Origin of the sequence: Sorangium sp. So ce296 (assembly GCF_051529605.1) — a bacterium.
Taxonomy (GTDB): Bacteria; Myxococcota_A; Polyangia; order Polyangiales; family Polyangiaceae; genus Sorangium; species Sorangium cellulosum_D.
In genome coordinates, this window is sequence record NZ_CP150325.1 from 11,918,617 (window position 1) to 11,935,850 (window position 17,234).

Annotated in this window: 14 protein-coding genes; 9 read left to right on the forward strand and 5 right to left on the reverse strand. The window is 71.5% G+C overall.

All coding sequences use genetic code 11. The annotated features are described in order from the left end of the window. The first annotated feature begins 596 nt into the window (after positions 1 to 596). Both WME98_RS43925 and WME98_RS43930 read left to right on the forward strand, forming a co-directional pair. A complete protein-coding gene (locus WME98_RS43925; RefSeq protein WP_437954088.1) occupies positions 597 to 2,150 on the forward strand; it encodes an RHS repeat-associated core domain-containing protein in 1,554 nt (517 codons plus the stop codon). Next, positions 2,147 to 4,921, forward strand: coding sequence for a hypothetical protein (locus tag WME98_RS43930; protein ID WP_437947585.1), 2,775 nt, complete (start codon positions 2,147 to 2,149; stop codon positions 4,919 to 4,921). Before WME98_RS43925 ends, WME98_RS43930 begins: the two co-directional genes overlap by 4 nt. 176 nt (positions 4,922 to 5,097) lie before the next feature. On the opposite strand, the gene WME98_RS43935 is transcribed toward WME98_RS43930, so the two are convergent. Continuing rightward, positions 5,098 to 5,601 carry a hypothetical protein gene (locus WME98_RS43935; protein ID WP_437947586.1) on the reverse strand — a complete coding sequence of 168 codons (504 nt, stop codon included), beginning with the start codon at positions 5,599 to 5,601 and terminating at the stop codon, positions 5,098 to 5,100. Between the two features lie 17 nt (positions 5,602 to 5,618). Beyond that, on the reverse strand, positions 5,619 to 6,530 hold the full coding sequence (locus WME98_RS43940) for a LysR family transcriptional regulator (protein WP_437947587.1): 912 nt from the start codon (positions 6,528 to 6,530) through the stop codon (positions 5,619 to 5,621). Between the two features lie 129 nt (positions 6,531 to 6,659). Here WME98_RS43940 and WME98_RS43945 point away from each other — a divergent pair, with 129 nt between their 5' ends. After that, positions 6,660 to 7,352: an O-methyltransferase gene (locus WME98_RS43945; protein ID WP_437947588.1), complete on the forward strand. Its 693-nt coding sequence runs from the start codon at positions 6,660 to 6,662 to the stop codon at positions 7,350 to 7,352. A 71-nt stretch (positions 7,353 to 7,423) separates the two neighbouring features. Here WME98_RS43945 and WME98_RS43950 read toward each other — a convergent pair whose 3' ends face one another. Beyond that, positions 7,424 to 8,446 carry a zinc-dependent alcohol dehydrogenase family protein gene (locus tag WME98_RS43950; RefSeq protein ID WP_437947589.1) on the reverse strand — a complete coding sequence of 341 codons (1,023 nt, stop codon included), beginning with the start codon at positions 8,444 to 8,446 and terminating at the stop codon, positions 7,424 to 7,426. 96 nt (positions 8,447 to 8,542) lie between these two features. Between WME98_RS43950 and WME98_RS43955 the strand changes: the two genes are divergently transcribed. After that, positions 8,543 to 9,481: a LysR family transcriptional regulator gene (locus tag WME98_RS43955; RefSeq protein ID WP_437947590.1), complete on the forward strand. Its 939-nt coding sequence runs from the start codon at positions 8,543 to 8,545 to the stop codon at positions 9,479 to 9,481. A 143-nt stretch (positions 9,482 to 9,624) separates the two neighbouring features. Then, a complete protein-coding gene (locus tag WME98_RS43960) occupies positions 9,625 to 10,551 on the forward strand; it encodes a peptidoglycan-binding protein (RefSeq protein WP_437947591.1) in 927 nt (308 codons plus the stop codon). Positions 10,552 to 10,590: 39 nt separating this feature from the next. Here the strand turns inward: WME98_RS43960 and WME98_RS43965 are convergent, their stop codons facing one another. Further along, complete coding sequence (locus tag WME98_RS43965; protein WP_437947592.1) at positions 10,591 to 11,451, reverse strand: NAD(P)H-binding protein; 861 nt, start codon at positions 11,449 to 11,451, stop codon at positions 10,591 to 10,593. A gap of 166 nt (positions 11,452 to 11,617) precedes the next feature. Between WME98_RS43965 and WME98_RS43970 the strand changes: the two genes are divergently transcribed. The 3 genes from WME98_RS43970 to WME98_RS43980 all read left to right on the forward strand — a co-directional run bounded on the left by WME98_RS43970 (position 11,618) and on the right by WME98_RS43980 (position 14,215). Continuing rightward, on the forward strand, positions 11,618 to 12,565 hold the full coding sequence (locus WME98_RS43970; protein ID WP_437947593.1) for a LysR family transcriptional regulator: 948 nt from the start codon (positions 11,618 to 11,620) through the stop codon (positions 12,563 to 12,565). Then, a complete protein-coding gene (locus tag WME98_RS43975) occupies positions 12,562 to 13,146 on the forward strand; it encodes a hypothetical protein (RefSeq protein ID WP_437947594.1) in 585 nt (194 codons plus the stop codon). The genes WME98_RS43970 and WME98_RS43975 overlap by 4 nt, the downstream gene beginning before the upstream one ends. Positions 13,147 to 13,375: 229 nt before the next feature. Then, complete coding sequence (locus WME98_RS43980) at positions 13,376 to 14,215, forward strand: cyclase family protein (protein ID WP_437947595.1); 840 nt, start codon at positions 13,376 to 13,378, stop codon at positions 14,213 to 14,215. 24 nt (positions 14,216 to 14,239) lie between these two features. On the opposite strand, the gene WME98_RS43985 is transcribed toward WME98_RS43980, so the two are convergent. After that, positions 14,240 to 15,505 carry a Kelch repeat-containing protein gene (locus WME98_RS43985; protein WP_437947596.1) on the reverse strand — a complete coding sequence of 422 codons (1,266 nt, stop codon included), beginning with the start codon at positions 15,503 to 15,505 and terminating at the stop codon, positions 14,240 to 14,242. Between the two features lie 788 nt (positions 15,506 to 16,293). On the opposite strand from WME98_RS43985, the gene WME98_RS43990 reads away from it, so the two are divergent. Beyond that, a complete protein-coding gene (locus WME98_RS43990) occupies positions 16,294 to 17,205 on the forward strand; it encodes a glycoside hydrolase family 43 protein (RefSeq protein ID WP_437947597.1) in 912 nt (303 codons plus the stop codon). Positions 17,206 to 17,234 lie beyond the last annotated feature (29 nt).

The window sequence follows — 17,234 nt, forward strand, 5'->3', positions numbered from 1 at the left end:
TCACACGGTTTCGATACAACCGTGAGGGGCGCCTGGTCGAGATCCAGAATGCGCTCGGGGAGCGCCACAGGATCGAGCTCAACACCGCGGGGATGGTGACCAGAGAGCGTGGGTTCGATGGGCGCGTGTCTCGATACAAGTACGATTACAATGGCCGTCTGATCACCTTCGAGAACGCCGCGGGCGAGAGGACGGAGTACACGTACGACCTCGCCGGGCAGCTTGTCGCGCGTACCTTCGGCGACGGTAGCGTCGAGACGTTCACCTACGACGCCCGCGGCGACCTCATCGCCGCCGAGAGCCCCGCCGGCTCGTTCTCTTATGAGCGTAACGCCGTCGGCTGGGTCGTGTCCGAGACCCAGATCGTGGGAGGCGAAACCGCGACCGTCCGGCGCACCTTCGATCTCATGGGTGACGTCACGGAACGCACCACGTCGCTCGGTCACTCCGCCAGGTGGATTCGCAACGTTGGCGGGCTCGCCGAGAGGGTGATCCTCGACGGAAGAGACGAGGTTGGGATCGCGTACGACGCCGCGGGGCGTGAGGTCTGCCGCGCGCTCCCGCGAGGCGGCCGGGTCGAGAGCGTGTGGGACCTGATGGATCGCCTCGTGGAACGGCGCGTCTCCTCGCCGTCGAGCCGTGTCCCGGTCGGGCCGAACGAACCAGCATGGGTGGGCCCAGCGCCGGCTTCGGTGACGGTCCACCAGGCGTACCGATACTCGCCAGCGTCGGAGCTCGTCGAGGCGTGGGACCAGGCGTACGGCACGCGCCGCTTCGAGTACGACCCTGCGAACCAAATCCTGGCGAACCTCCCGGAGCACGAGCGTGCCGAGCTCTTTCGGTACGACGCCTGCGGGAACGTGTTCGACGTCGCCGCCGGCAAGGTGGATCGCTCGTACGGTCCTGGCAATCGCTTGCTCAAGAAGGGAGATACCGAGCTCGTATGGGACGACGATGCGCGCCTGAAGGAGACGCGGACCAGGACGCCCGCCGGAGCGCTCGAGGTCACCCGGTACGCATGGGACGCCCGTGGGCTGTTGCGGTCGGTCGAGCGCGCCGACGGGACCGTCGTGGAGTTCTCGTACGATCCGGACGCCCGGCGCGTCGCCAAGCGGGTCTCCCGGCGGCTCGCGACCGGCGAGCTGCGGCAGGACAGCGCGACGAGGTTCGTCTGGGATGGCGCCGAGCTCGTGCACGAGATCCGGCGGGTCACCCGCGACGCGGCTGCCCCCGTCGTGGAGGCGCGCACGTACGTCTTCGAGGGCGGCGCGCCGTGGGCACAGCGCGCCGGGGAGGGCGAGTGGTACCATTACCTGAACGACGAGATCGGTACGCCGGAGCGGCTCGTTGGCCCCGACGGCGCCGTCGCATGCGAGCTGCGGCGGAGCGCCTGGGGAAAGATCGAGCCCGCGCCCGGCGCGTCGACGTCGACGCCGATCCGCTTTCGCGGGCAGTACTGGGACGACGAGATTGGCCTCTGCTACAACCGCAATCGCTACTACGATCCCGAGGCGGGGCGCTACATCAGCGCTGATCCGATCGGGGTCCTCGGCGGGCTCAACGGATTCGCCTACGCGGAGAACCAGCCGACGCGGCTCATCGATCCGGACGGGCTCATGGCCAAGGCCGGGACCGAGATCGAGACCGCCGGCGGCAAGACGCACCACGGATCGAGCACGTTCGGGGGCGCGCTCGACACTGCGCTCCAGCCCGCTGTCGCCAATGCCCACAAGAAGTTCGACGACGGCAAGGTGGCGGGGCCGGCGCCATCGAGCGCCGGGCACTGCGCCGAGATCGATGCGTTGAACAACCTGGCGAAGGACATCCGGCAGGACCGCAAGAAGAACGGTAAGACGTTGAAGGACACCGCGGCCGAAGACATCGAGATCAGGAAGGAGCTGCAGAAACAGGTGAAGGAGGGCAAGATGACGACGACGGACAGGCGCGGTAAGCTCATGGATCCATGCAAGTTCTGCGCGCAGGTCCTGCGTGAGCTCGGCCTTCACCCGGCGAACAACGGCGGTACTGGCAAGAAGAACGGTGTCATCGGCTCGGATGGCAAGGCGTGGAACGGCAATGTATGGCTAGCGGGACGCTCCGTGCCGTTCAGGACTGCTCCCTCGAGCACGCCACCCTTCGAAGGGACATGAGCCCTCCTTCGCGAGCACCGGATGCGCCGGCCGCCGGCCCGGCGGCGGCGGAGCGCGGCGTCCTCGACTTCTGGCGCGAGGTCGAGCGCTGCCGCAGCGCCCCCCTCGGCGGGACAGCGCGCGCTGGCGCCGTGGCGGGCCTCGAAGCGTGGCTGGAGCATGGCGGTGCGCGCGTGGCGCTGCTCGGGCCGAGCGGGCGCGGCAGGTCGATGCTGCTGGGCGCGTGGGCGCTGGAGCTGGCCCGCGCGGGCCGGCACGAGGTAGCGTTCGTCCCAGTGAGCCGCCGGTTCGGTACGGCGCTGGAGTCCACGGCGCTGAACCTCCTCTATGCTCGCGTGGCTCTGTTCCTCAGGACGCCGCGGCGCACCGGCGAGCGGCCGCACGGGGTCGAGCAGATGCGGCGCGACCTTGCGCTCATGCTCGCGGAGGGCCGCCCGCCCGGAAGCAGGCCGCTCGTCGTGATTCTCGACGGGTTCGACGAGGGCGTCTCCTGGACCCTCGATGCCGCGCAGCGATTCCTGCGAGACCTCGGCCCCGGCGTGCGCGCCGTGCTGTCGGCGCGCTCGATCGAGGCGCTCGGACGGCTCCGGGAGGGGACGGAGGTGGTCGCGCTGCCGCCGATCGCGGTCGACGAGGTCGCGGAGGCGATCGGGCGGAGGCTCGGCGAGCTGCCGGCCAGCGTGAAGGACGAGGTCGCACGGGTGAGCGGCGGGGAGCCGCTCCTCGTGGAGGCGCTCGTCGAGGCCTTGGCGCAGGATCCCGTGGCTGTGGCGCCGGCGCTCGCGAGCGTTTCCGCCGGAGCTCAGGGGGTCCTGGATCTCTGCGCCGGCGGCGCGATCCGCCCTGTATTGCTGCCATGGCTTGCAGGCGCTCTCGCGCCGATCGAGGTGGAGGAGCTCTTCGAGATCTCGACGGTGAACGGCGGAGCCTGGAACGAGCCGAGCGGACCGCTCGTCGCCGCCGGAGAGCCGGGCCTCGCGCTCCGTCACCCGGCCTGGGCCGAGGCCATCGAAGGGCGGCTCGCGCCGCATGAGCGCGCGGCGGTCGATCGCCGGTTCGCCGACCACGGGAAGCGCGCGTTCGCGTCGGGCACGGTCTCCGACTACGTATGCCGGAACTGGCGCGCTCACCTGGAGCGGGTCGGCGCGAGCCTCGCAGAGCGGATCGAGCTGGCCTCGAGGGCGTGGCTCGACGTGTGGAGGACGCGCCCGGATGGCTCGTCCGGGTTCATCGCCGACGTGGACGCGACGGCGGCGTGCGCGGCGAGCCTTCTGGTCGATGCCGCGGCCGGAGGCGATGTCGTGGCGGTGCTGGCCGCGCGGGTCCGCTGTCTGCTCGTCACGAGCTCCGTGCGGGAGATCCTTGGCTTCGAGGAGACGCGGCGTGTGCTGGCTGCGCAGGCCGCGCAGGACGACGAGGAGGAAGAGGAAGGGGCCGAGGGAGGCGAGGGCTCCGCCGGACCCCACATCGAGATGCCGCGCGTCGGCGAGGACGTCCTCGAGGCCGGGCGGCCGATCGCCGACGCCGCCGAGCGCGCCGGTGCCCTGATCCGGCTGGCGCACGAGCTGCCCGACGCCGAGCGCGCCGTCGTGCTCGCCTGGGCGCTCGAGGCCGCCAGCGAGGAGCACGCCGAGGGGGGCGCGCTCGCCGCCGTGGCGCACGCGCTCGACGGGCAGGCGCGCGTGACGGCCGCGCGCGAGGCGGCGGCGCGGCTCGGTCGCGAGCCGACCAGGGAGAGCCGCCTCGCGCGCGTGTCCCTGGCGGCGCTGCTGCCCGAGGACGAGGCGCGCGACCTCGGTCGCGAGGCGTTCGCCGAGGTCCCGGCCGACGCGAGGAGCAACGAGCTGCCGCGGCTCTCGGAGGCTGCCGCGCGATGGTCTCCCGCGGCGGTGCGCGGGCTCTGGGCATGGTCCGAGGCGCTGCCCCCCTCGGAGCGGCACATGGTCCTCGCGCGCCTCGCTTCGGGCCTGCCCGCGGAGGAGCGGGAAGCGGGCGCGTCGGAGGCGCTGGGGCTCGCGCTGTCGCTGCTCTCGGGCGACTGGCTTCCGCAGGACGCGTGCTGGAGCGTCTGCGCGCTCGCGCCGCATGCACCTGCCGGCGCCGCGTCCGCGCTGGTCCAGGCGTGCGGGGCTGTGGCCGGCCTCTACCCTCCGGTGGTGACGGCCGTCGCCGCGCGCCTCTGCGATCTGGGGCGCGTGGAGGATGCGCTCGCGCTGGTGGAAACGTTGCCCCAGCCGTCGGACCGGATCGAGGTGCGATCCGCGCTGCTCGCGCACCTGCCCGCCGCGGTCCGCGAGGCCGCCTGGGCCCAGCTGTCGGGCGATCTGCGGGCGAGCGACGGCGCGCGCCTGCTCTTCGCGCGGAACGCCGCTGCGTGGACCCGGGCTCTCGGGGCCGATGCGGTCCTCGACCTGTCACGCGAGATCGGCGCCAACTGGCCAGCCCTGGTCGCGATCGCCGTGGCCTCGCCGGACGACGCGCCGGCGATCGCGCGCGATCTGGTCGAGCGCGCTCTGGAGCAGCCGAGCGACGAGGACGAGGCGCTCTTCGCGCTGATCCCGCTGGCCGCCTGGATGACCGAGCCGCACGCGCGCCGCCTCTGCCAGAGACTCCTGAACGAGCTCGGCTGGAAGCCGCGGCCCGATCTCCTCGACGACTGGACGAAGGACGACCTCGGGCACCTGGCGCCGTTGTTCGCCCGCGTCGCTGGACCGCAGGGCGTCGTCGCGGTGGCGCGGGAGATCGTCGACGTTTGCCGGTGGCTGCCCTGAGCGTCCGCTGGGGAAACGGCCGGCGCGACGCCTGGAGCTCTCCCGGCGAATGCTGCGTATTTCAACAATGCGACGCCTCCGCCTGGAGGTCCGGCTGCTCTAGGTACGTGGGAGCATCGGAACGGGCAGTGGACGCGGATCCATTGAGCGCCGAGGACCCTATGGCAACAAGGAATCTAGAAGAAATCGATCCATCGCTTCTCTCCTGGATCCAGCGCCATGCCAAATTCAACCGCTCGTGGGACGAGCTCCTGCTGCGCGGGCTCCTCGAAGGGCGCGGCGTGCCTTGCTCCGACATCCTCGTCGCCTGGGAGCGCGATCTCCATGCGCTCGGCGAGGGGAATCGAACGGCTTCCCCTTATCTGCTCGAGCTGTCCGACACAGGCTTCGGAACCGTGGCGGCGGGCGCCGCTCAGGCGACGCTCCCCGGAGACGGCCGGAACGTCGTGATCATAGGCCGCTTCGTGTGGGGCGGCGCGCTCGGGATGGACGAGCGCGGGAGACTGTACAGCAGCGATGGAGATGAGTGGATTGCCCTCGCCGAGCACCCGGCAGTTTACCTTGCGAGGCTCGCGCTCGCGGGGATGGCCGAGGAAGAACAGCGACTGCACCTCGTGCTCCCGGGGCGCGAGCAGGCAGGCCTGCTGGCGGAGAGACTCGGCGTGGTGGAGATCCTTCATGGGCAGCGTGGCCGTGCCTACGCCCCGAGCTCCGCGATTGACCGGCAGACGCGGCGGAGCCGGTCGCGCAGCCACCGGTGCGCGGGGTCGGCGTCGAAGCGGGGGTGCCACGCCTGCGCGATGGTGATGCCCGGCGTGGTCACGGGCAGCGGGAAGGTGACGAGATCGAACCGCGGTGCGGCGTGCGCGAGCCATTTCGACGGAAACGCGCCGACGAGGTCGGAGCTGGCGAGGAGGCACAGCGCCGCATAATGGCCTGACGCCACGGCCGCGGTGGTCCGGGCGAGCCCTTTCTTCTTGAGGGCGTCGTCGATGGGGCCCCAGATCTTCCCCTGCCTCGACACGCCGAGGTGGGCGTGCTCGACGAACCGCTCCAGCGTCACCTTGCCGGACGCGAGCGGGCTGCCGCGGCGCACCACGCCCACGAAGCGGTCCCGGGCGAGCGCCTGCACGCGGATCTCCGGGCCCATCTCGCCGATGATGCCGACGTCGAGATCGATCCGGCCCTCGCGGAGCGCGGCCACGTCCTCGTCGCCCTCGGGGAGGAAGCGGACCGTGACGCCCGGCGCCTCGGCCCTCAGGGCGTCGAGCAGCGGGGCGCCGAGGAGCCCGAGCATGCCGTCGCTGGTCCGCACCGCGAAGCTGCGGGTGAGCGCGGCGACGTCGAGCGCGCCCCGCTCGCGGAGGACCGCGCTGGCCGAGGCGACCACCGCGCGCACGCGCGGGCGCAGCTCCGCGGCGCGCGGCGTGGGCACGAGCCGCTTGCCGGCGCGCACGAGGATCGGGTCGCCCACGGCCTCGCGGACGCGCGCGAGCGTGCGGCTCATGGCCGAGGGGCTGAGGTGCATCCGCCGCGCGGCGACGAGGACGCTCTCCTCCTCGAGGAGCACGTCGAGCGCGACGAGCAGGTTCAGATCCATGGAGTGCATGGGACGCAACGATACCTTACCGACCATGCACTGGAAGCCATGTCTCTCCGGGCGCACCTTCCGTGTCGAACAGGGCAGCCGCGAGGGCAGCAGCGCCGTCGCCGTGAGCCCCGGAGGAGAATCGCCATCATGAGCACCACGCTCGATTCGCCGCGCATCCAAAGCATCCTCGACCGCCTCTTCCAGGACGCCGACAGCGGCGATCCGAGCATCATCGCCCGCGTCCGCGGCGACTGGGAGCGCCGCGGGCCGAGCCCGGACGCCGAGGGGCTCGCCCACATGTTCGCCGACGCGTATCTGCCGGTCTCCCGCGACGTCGGCCGCTTGCTGCACCTCCTCGCCTTCGCGGCGAGGGCGCGCACGGTGGTGGAGTTCGGCACGTCGTTCGGGATCTCGACGCTGTTCCTGGCCGCGGCCCTCCGCGACGGGGGCGGCGGGCGGGTGATCGGCAGCGAGATGCACCCGGAGAAGGTGCGGCGGGCGCGGAACAACCTCGATGAGAGCGGGCTCGGCGATCTCGTCGAGATCCGCGAGGGGGACGCGCTGGTGACGCTCCGGGACGTGGAGGGGCCGATCGATTTCGTCCTGCTGGACGGCTGGAAGAACCTCTATCTGCCGGTGCTCCGGATGCTCGAGCCCCGCCTGCGGCGGGGCGCGCTCATCGTCGCCGACGACCTCGACATCGCGCCCGACGACCTGCGGCCTTATCTCGAGTACGTCCGCGGCGCGGGCAGCGGCTACGGATCGGTGGAGGTCCCGCTGGGGGACAGGCTGGAGGTCTCCTGCTGGCACGGCCGCGACGGCGGCGAGGGCGGGGCGTGAGCGCGAGCCTGCCCCTCGCGCGAGGGCGACCGGCGTGATCCGGCGCGCGAGGGGCTCGGGCCGGCTCCGCTTCAGTCGAGCCGGATGACGACCTTGCCGAAGTGCTTGCCCGCGGCGAGCTTGGCGAGCGCGTCGCTCGCCCGCTCGAGCGGGAAGACCTCGTCGATCACGGGGCGGATCGCGTGCGCCTCGAGCGTCGCCGTGAGATCGACGAACGACTGGCGCGAGCCGACGATGACGCCCTCGACGCGGATCGCCCGGAACAGGATCGGCATCGGATCGATCTGGCTGCCGACCCCGGTGAGCAGCCCGATGAGGCTCACGACGCCGCCGGCCTTCACCGCCTGCAGCGAGCGCGGGAGCGTGCCGGCGCCGCCGACCTCGATCACCCGATCCACCCCCTCGCCGCCGGTCAGGCGCAGCACCTCCTCGTGCCACTCCGGCTGCTGCCGGTAGTCGATCGTGTCGGTCACGCCGAGCGCGCGCAGGCGCTCGATCTTCGCCGCGCTGGACGACGTGGCGATGACCCGCAGCCCCGCGGCGCGCGCGAGCTGCGCGGCGAAGAGCGACACGCCGCCGGTCCCCTGGACGAGGACGGTGGCGCCGGGCGCGGGGCGCGGCCACGACTCGAAGAGCGCGGACCACGCGGTCACGGCAGCGCACGGGAGCGTCGCCGCCTCATCGAAGCCGAGGTGCGCGGGCGCGGGGAGGAGCCCGTCCTCGGCGAAGACCACGAGCTCGGCGAGGACGCCGTCGTTCTGGCCGGCGCCGAGCTGCGCGGCGCGGTACGCCTGGCGGAACGATCCCGACGCCCACGTCGGGAAGTACGTCGAGACGACCCGATCCCCGGTCTTCCAGCGGCGCACGCCGGCGCCGACCTCGACGACCTCGCCCGCGGCGTCCGCGAGGGGGATGAGGTCGTCTTTGCGCTCGCCGTGATACAGGCCGCGCGCGACCATGAGGTCACGGTAGTTGATCGACGCGGCGCGGATGCGCACGAGCACCTGTCCCGGACCGGGCCTGGGCGCGGGGCGCTCGGCGAGCGTCCATGCGTCGGCTTCGGAGGCGTTCTTTCGAATGATGACAGCTTTCATGGCGTGTCCTCCCTGGACACCCCATCCGTAGATCCATTCCGCCGGGCGCAGTAGTCCGCGCGAGGGAACGTCACCTGTGCTATTTCGGCACAGATCATGATCTCGCTAGCCGCGATCGAGCTGCTCGTCGCCACCGTCGAGACCGGGAGCTTCTCTCGCGCGGCGCGCCGGCTCGGCGTCACGCCCTCGGCGGTGAGCCGTCGCGTGATGCGCCTCGAGCGGGAGCTCGGCGTGGCGCTCCTGGCGCGCACGACGCGGTCGCTCCGCCTGACCGACGACGGGCAGGCCTTCTATGCGCGCTGCGTGCGCATCGTCGAGGAGCTCGGGGAGGCGACGGAGGCGATCGCGCGCGCCAGCACGAAGCCGGTGGGGCTCCTGCGCGTCGACGCGCCGGTGACGCTCGGACGGGAGGTGATCGCGCCGAGCCTGCCGCGCTTCTCGGCGCGCTATCCAGACGTCCGGGTCCACCTGACGCTGCGCGATCAGCACGTCGACCCCGTGGCCGAGGGGCTCGACCTGCTCGTGCGCATCGGCCAGCTCGGCGACTCGAGCCTGGTGGCGCGCCGGCTCGGCGCGAGCCGCATCGTCCACTGCGCGGCGCCGTCGTACATCGCGCGGCGCGGCGCGCCACAGGCGCCGGCCGATCTCGCGCGCCACGACTGCGTCGGGTACCTGCGCGATGGGCGGCCGGATCCGTTTCGCTTCCCGACCGGGGACGGGGATGCCGTGCTCGATGTGCCCATCTCCGGGCCGCTCCACGCGAACGACGCGGATGTCCTGAAGCGCCTCGCGCTCGCGGGGAGCGGGATCGTGGCGATGTTCGATTTCCTCGTGAAGGACGCGCTGGCCGAGGGGACGCTCGTGACCGTGCTGGAGGAAGCTCGGACGATGAGCTGGCCGATTCACGCGCTCTACCCGAAGAATCGACATTTGCTGCCGAAGGTACGGGTGTTCGTCGAATACCTCGCGGAGGTCTTCGCGCCGTCAGGGGCGCGGCGCGGGGGGGAGCGCCGGCGCGGCGCGCGGCGTGGGTGAGACGCTCGTTGATGGCTCTGGTCTGGCGTCTTGGACGGCGCTCCGGGCAACCTCGGCATGGACCTTCGTGACGAGATCACGGTACGTTGTCCCTGGGGCGCGCGATCCGCGTCCGTCACGCGAAGCGGCGGGGAGGTTGCACGATGAGCGATGTATTGACGACGGCCCAGGCGATCGAGGCAGCGAGATACAATGACGCCCGCGCGCTCGACCTGCTGGTCATGCTGCGGGGCTTCTTCGGCGTCGACCAGCAGGAGAGCAAGCGCACCTACACCGAGGCGCTCGTGCAGCGCATCGCATGGTTCCAGCGGCGCTTCGACCTCTCCGTCGACGGCAAGATCGGACCGACGACGCACCCGCTCATCCTCGAACAGATGGGCGCCGTCGACGCGGGCCCGCTCTGGCCGGCCGAGGACGCGCCGCCGGAGGCCCGGCTCGCGCACTACACGATGCTGTGCAAGCTGGTGGGGCACGACCCCGCGGGATCGAGGACGACCTTGCTCGGCCTGCGCGGCGTCCGGCTCTTCGGCCTGCGGACCCATATCGTGAGGAGCCGGAGCGAGTACGACGACGCGTTCGTGCTGCTGAGCTTCCAGGGCGACGAGAAGGTGTACGAGTTCCGCGGCGCGACGCACCCGTACCAGACGATCTCGATGGCCTCTCCGGACTTCGACGGTGATCGCCGTCCCGACGTCGGGATGCTGAGGCCGGGGCACTATCATGTCGAGGCCCGGTCCGACCTCTACAAGGGTCACCCGGCGCTCATGGTCCTCCGCCCCTCGGGAGCGAACCGCGGGCGGCTCCCCGCATACCGCGACACAAACCACGACGGGCTCTTCGACGAGGCCGAGATGCGCGCGTCCGAGGCGGCCACCTCCGGAGGGCAGGTGTCGGAGGGGATGGGGGCGTGGATGGATCAGGTGCTCTTTCATCCGGGCCTCGGATTCAGCTCGATCGGCTGTCAGACCGCGCGTTCCGAGGACATCAGGAAGCTCCACGCGCTGGGGAAGTTCGAGTACCTGCTCGTCAATGCGGTGGACGTGCTCGCCCTCATGAAGCAGAGGCGATGAAGGAGCCTCGGGGCTGACAGGCGAGTCGCGCCCGGCGCCTCAGCGTGACAGGCGCGCCGCCAGGTAGTGACGCATGGACATCGGCGCTCGGCCGAGCAGGCGCTCCAGCGTCGGATCCACGGCGGCGAACTCGCGCTCCCGGCTCGCCGCGAACAGGCCCAGGAGCAAGTCCGCCCGTTCTTCGGGGACGCCGTGAGACACCATGTCCGCTCGGAACGCTCGATCGCTGACGGTCACCCGCGTGATCGAGCGCCCGAGGAGCTCCGAGGCGATCGCGGCGATCTCCGCGAGGTCGAGGGCGGGGGAGGCGGTGAGCGGCGGGGTCGACCCCCCGAGGCGCGCCTCGTCCGTCAGCGCGATCACCGCCGCGTCGGCCAGGTCGCCGTGCTCGGTCCACGAGACCGGGCCGTCCTCTGGCGCGACGAGCTTGCCGGTCTCGAGCGCCCGCTCGAGGAGCATGAGCGCGGACGCGGCATAGAACCCGTTGCGGAGCGAGGTGAAAGCGACCCCCGACCCCTGCAGCAAGGCCTCGGTGGCTGCGTGGTCGCGCATCGGCGCGAAGCGGGACGCCGGGTTCGAGCCCATGTGGCTCGTGTAGAGGACGCGGTGCGCGCCCGCCGCGCGCGCCGCCTCGATCGCGGCTCCATGCTGGCGTACCGCGGCCTCGCCTGCGCTGTCGACGGAGACGATCAGGACGTGCGACGCGCCCTCGAAGGCGTGGCGCAGGCTCGCGGGGTCCTCGAAGGTCCCCCGACGCACGCGGACGCCGCGCGCGGCGAGCGCGCTGGCCTGCTCCGGGTTGCGCACGCTGACGCCGAGCCGAGCGGCGGGCACACGCTGAAGGAGCCGCTCCGTGATGGCTCGGCCGAGCTGACCGTTGGCTCCAGTGACGATGATCATGACAACCTCCTGCCGCGTCGGGCGCAGCGACCGTGCGCAATCGTCCCGAGGACCACGCGGCTCTCCATGCGCCGCGCGGCCCGTGACGGTGGCGCTCTTGACGGGGTCGAACCTAGCGCCCGCCGCCGGAGCGCATTAGTGTGCTTGGAGGGAAGGAACTGTTGCCGTGGACGCACAGATCGATCTGGACCTCAACGACGCCGCGCTCCTCGTGCGGGTCGTCCGGGCGCGCAGCTTCTCGGCCGCCGCCCGCGAGCGCGGGGTGCCGGTCTCCACGGTGAGCCGGCGCATCGCGCGGCTCGAGTCCGCGCTCGGCGTCCGGCTCCTGGAGCGAACGACGCGGCGGCTGCGGCTCACCGACGCCGGGCGCGCGTACTTCGGCCACGCCGAACGGGCGATCGACGACCTCGCGCAAGGCACGCATCACGTCCGCGAGCTCCAGAGCGAGCCGCGCGGGCGCGTGCGGATCGTGGCGCCGGTCTCCCTCGGCGCCGCGGTGGCGAGCGCCGTCTGCACCTACCTCGCGAAGCATCCCCGCGTGTCGGTCGACCTCGAGATCGACTCGCGGCGTGTCGATCTCCTCGCCGGGAGCTTCGATATCGCGATCGTCCCGGGCAAGGTGGACGACACGACCGACTTCGTGGCGCGGGAGCTGTGGCGGGCGACGCGGAAGCTGCTGTACGCAAGCCCGCGCTACCTCGAGGCGCGGGGCGTTCCCCAGCGGGTCGAGGACCTCGCGCGCCACGATTGCATCGCGCTGCACGCGACCGAGGGGATGGCCACGTGGACGCTCGGGCAAGGGCGCCGGAGGCGGCGCTTCGCCTTCGAGCCCCGCTTCTATGTGAGCGAGTCCTCCGCCGCCTACCGCGCGACGCTCGCGGGCATCGGCATCGCGATGCTTCCGGAGGTGTTCTGCGCCGAGGACGTGGCCGCGAAGCGCCTCGTCCGCGTCCTCAGGGGCTACGAGGCCGAGGCCGGGGGCGTCAGCCTCGTCTATCGCGCGCATCGAGCCCTGACGGCCGCCGTCCGGACCTGCGTCGACCATCTCCTCGGGGAGCTGCCGGCGACCGACCCGGCGCGCGCCGGCCGCGGCCGCCGCGAGGACCGACGTTGAGCGCGCGCATCATCCTGGTTCGGCACGGCCGCTCGGCGCACGTCCACACCGGCTGGATCGACGCCGCCGGGTTCCAGCGCTGGCGCGACGCCTACGACGCCGCGGGCCTTTTGCCCGGGGAAAGCCCGCCGCCGGCGCTCCGGGCCCTGGCGACGCAGGCGGGCGCGGTGGTGGCGAGCGATCTGCCGCGCGCCCGCGCCTCGGCCGAGCTGCTCCTCCCCGGCGGCGAGATCGCCACGTCGGCGCTGCTGCGCGAGCTGGAGCAGCCGGCGCCGCCGCTGGGCAACGCGCGGGCGCCGCTCGCGGTCTGGGCGCTCGCGATCGGGCTCCGGAAGGCCTACGGGGCGCTCCGCGCCGAGCCGCCGCCCGCGGCGCAGCAGCGCCAGGCCGCCGAGGCGGCCGAGTGGTTGATCGGGCTCGCGGCCCAGCGCGGCAGCGTGCTCGCGGTCACCCACGGCTGGCTGCGCGAGGTGCTCGCGCAGGCGCTGGTCGAGCGCCGGTGGAGGCGCGAGCACATGTCCGGGCGCTACGCCCACTGGAGCGCGTGGACGCTGACCGACGGGCGTCGATCGGGATCGTGATTGCCCGCCTGGTGGGCTTGCTGCGACCAACGAGCTGAAACTGCCTGAGAGCGCAGAGCTTCGAACCGCCAAGGCGCCAAGGACGCCAAGAAAAAGACAATATCTTGGCGTTCTTGGCGCGCCTTGGCGGTTTACTTCTCGTCGATTCCTCGCCGGGGCGTAGCCTTGGCGCTCACACGACGCGGGGGCGCGGCGTCTCGGGCCTCCGGTCGGGATCCGGGAGGGAACCATGGCACGTGCGATGTTCTGTGCGCTCTTCACCGCAGTGACGCTCGCGCTCGCGAGCGGGTGCGCCGCCGGGAACGAGGCCTCGACGCCCAAGGCGGCCGCGACCCAGGGCGGGCTGCGCCTGCCCGAGGGAGCGAGGTTCGTGGATCTCACGTACCCGTTCGACGACACGACGATTTACTGGCCGACAGCCGCGACGGGCTTCGTGCTGAATCGGGTGCACCACGGCCCCACGGAGGCTGGATACTTCTACGCTTCGAACGACTTCTGCGCGCCGGAGCACGGCGGGACGCACCTGGACGCGCCCATCCATTTCGCGGAGGGCAAGAGCACCGCCGACGCCGTGCCGATCTCGCGCCTCGTCGCGCCGGCCGCCGTCGTGGACGTGTCGGCAGCCGCTGCGAAGGACGCCGATTACCGCGTGACGAGGGCCGACATCGAGGCCTTCGAGCGGGAACACGGCGCCATCGCGCCCGGGACCGTCGTGCTGATCCGCACCGGCTGGGGGAGCCGCTGGCCCGATCGGAAGCGCTACCTCGGCGACGACAGGCGCGGCGACGCGTCCAACCTGCACTTTCCCGGCATCGGCGAGGACGCCGCGCGCGCCCTCGTCGCGCGGAAGGTGGCCTCGGTCGGCATCGACACGGCGAGCATCGATCACGGGCCGTCGAGGGACTTCATCGCGCACCGGGTGCTCCTCGGCGCCGACATCCCCGCGTTCGAGAACGTCGCCTCGCTCGAGGCGCTGCCGGCGCGCGGCGCCCTCGTGTTCGCGCTGCCCATGAAGATCCGCGGCGGCTCGGGGGGACCGCTTCGGATCATCGCCCTGCTCCCGCGGTAGCGCCGGCGCTGGGGCGTGAACGCGTCAATGCCTCTTTTTGCAGCCCCCGTAGCGCTCCACGCTCGCGAGCGTCGGCGGGTTGACGAAGTACGTCGCGTCATACCCGCCCGTGACGAGCACCGACCCGTCCTGCAGCGTCGTCGCCGTGTGGAAGCCTCTCTGGATCGGCTCGTCGATCACCGTCCAGGTGTTGTTGGCCTCCTTGTAGATCTCGGCTCCCTCGCTGCCGACCGCCATCACGCGGCCGTGATCCAGGGGCGCCACGGCGGACGCCCAGGTGTGGCGGAAATTCGGCGGCGGGGTCGACGTCCACGTGTCGCTCGCGGGGTCGTAGATCTCGGCGGTCTCGCCGGCGTCGACGAGGACCACGATCTCCTCCTCGGTGCCGCCGTAGATCCTGCCGCCGCCTCCGACCACCAGCACGCGCCCGCTCGGCAGCAGTGTGGCCGTGTGCTGCATGCGGGGCAGGTTCGTCGGCGCCGCCGCCGTCCACGCGCCCGTGGCCGGATCGTAGATCTCCACGCTGGTGCGACCCTCGGGCATCTCGTTGCCGTTCAACGTGTAGCCGCCGACGACGAGCACCCGACCGTCCTGGAGCAGCGTCGCCGTGTGCAGGTGGCGCGTGACCGACATCGACCCTGCGCTGGACCAGGTGTTCGCGGCAGGATCGTAGAGCACCGCCTCCTTGAGCACGCGGTCGTCGTCGCTGCCGCCCGTGCGCAGCAAAAGCCCGCTCGGCAAGAGGGTCAGCGCCGTCTGGGCGAACTCCCAGCCGCGGGCCGCCTCGGCGGGGGTGAAGGGGACGCTCGTCGTCGCTCCCGTGCTCGGATCGTAGACCAGCCCGCCCGGGCTGAAGAGCACCCTGCCGTCCTGCAGGAGCGCCGCACCCACGGGGGACATCGGGTAGGGCAGCGCGTCACCGATCGTCCACGTGTCCGTGGCAGGATTGTAGAAGTCGACCGTCGTGGGGTAGGGGTAGTCGCCGCTGCCGCCGGCGACCATCACCTGGCCGTCCGGCATGAGCAGCGCGATGTGCCGCTCGCGCGCCTGGGGCAGCGGCGCCACGGATGACCACTCCTCGTGGACGCCGACGTGGCGGCGGCACTTCTTCTTCGCGTGCTCCGCGTGGTGGCCGGCCATCGGCGCCGCGTGCGCCTCGAGCGCCGCCTCCTCGGATGCGTCATCCGCCAGGGCCGCCGGCTCCGCCTCAGGGCCGCACCCGGCGGCAGCGAGCGCGGCGAGGGAAAGGCAGGCGACCAGACCACGATGGCGACGACCGGTGGTAGACATGGTAGGACCTCGTCAGGAGTTGGGGGAGGGTGAAGCCGTCCCGTGCGGGGACCGCCACGAGCGCAACCGACGATCCTACCAGACGGCCGCGCGGGGGAGCACCTATCATCCAGGACACCACCGGAGCCTCCCGTGCCCGAGGCGCTCCCTTCCGTGCTCCCGGAGGAGCTCGAGACGAGCTCTCCTGGGACAGCTCACGCGGACGCCGTGGCCGGCCGCCGCTGCGCACCCGTCGCGGTCGAGAGCCCCGCGAGGGTCATTTTGCTTTGACATCGGTTATGTTAACGTTAACAATAGGGTCTCCGGCTCGGATCCTTGCTCATTCAGGGGCGTGATCCCGCTTTGGGCGGCGAAACCTCGCAGATCCCCGGCCGGCTAGGTCCATCATGAAGAGGCGACAACTCCCTTTCTTAGGAGCGCAGTCTCTGGCGCTCGTCATCGCTGGGCTCTGGCTCACGGCTTGCGACTCGTCGGGCCAAGCGTCGAGCGGCGCCGGAGGCGCCGGTGGACAGGCCGAAGGCGCCGGTGGACAGGCAGGAACTGGCACCACCGCGACCGGCAGCACCAGCAGCGTCGCCACGACCGGCAGCTCCGCCACGACCGGCGGCACCGGCGGCGGCACGGGCGGGACGATCGATCCCGGGGAGGGCGGCGGCGGGACCGGCGGCACCGGCGGCGCGGACGACGCGCCACCACCGACGGAGTTCGACAATCCCATCATCAAGTACGACGCGCCAGATCCGACGAGCGGTCCTGGAGACCCCATTTTTACCGCAGATGCCGCCGCGATGGTCTGGAACAACAAGGTCTACCTGTATACCGGCCATGACGAGCAGGCCGAGGGGGCGAGCGGTTATCGCATGTTCGACTACCGGCTCTGGACCTCGTCCGACATGGTCCGCTGGGAGAACAAGGGCGCGGTGATGCGCTACGATGTGTTCTCCTGGGCTCGCGGCGGCGAGTCGACGGGCAACGCCAATGCGGGGCAGGTGGTCCATCGCGACGACAAGGACGGCAACCCGAAGTTCTATTTCTACGCGCCGGTGGAGGGCGGCCAGTCCGGCTACGGGATCTCGATCGGCGTCGCGGTCGCGGACAAGCCGGAAGGACCGTTCAAGGACGCACGTGGCGTCCCGCTCATCTTCTTGGCCGACACCCAGGGCACGGCAGAGCATTCGTGGCGCAACCTCGACCCGACAGTCCTCGTCGACGACGACGGCCGGGTCTACATGTACTGGGGAAATAAAGTCCTGTACTGGGTCGAGCTCGAGCAGGATATGATCCACCTGAAGGGGGAGACCTACACCACCGACGGCAGCGGGAAGATGCAGAACCGCAGCCTCGGCAGCGCCCAGATCCATGTGCTCAAGGACATCCCCAGCTACACCGAGGCGCCGTTCCTCTCCAAGCACGGCAGCCTCTATTACTTGACGTACGCTTCCGGGTTCCCGGAGACCATCTCCTACGCCACCAGCACATCGCCGGAAGGGCCGTGGCAACATCGGGGCGTCATCCTGGACCGGGTGCCGAACAGCGACACCATTCACCAGTCGCTCTTCGACTTCAAGGGGGCCAGCTACCTCACGTACCACAACGCCGGGCTGCCGACCGGCGGCAGCTACCGGCGATCGACATGCGTGGATCGCGCCTACTTCAACGACGACGGTACCCTCAAGAAGATCGTCCCGACGCACAAGTGATCGGTCGCGAGCGCGTCGCGTCGCATCGG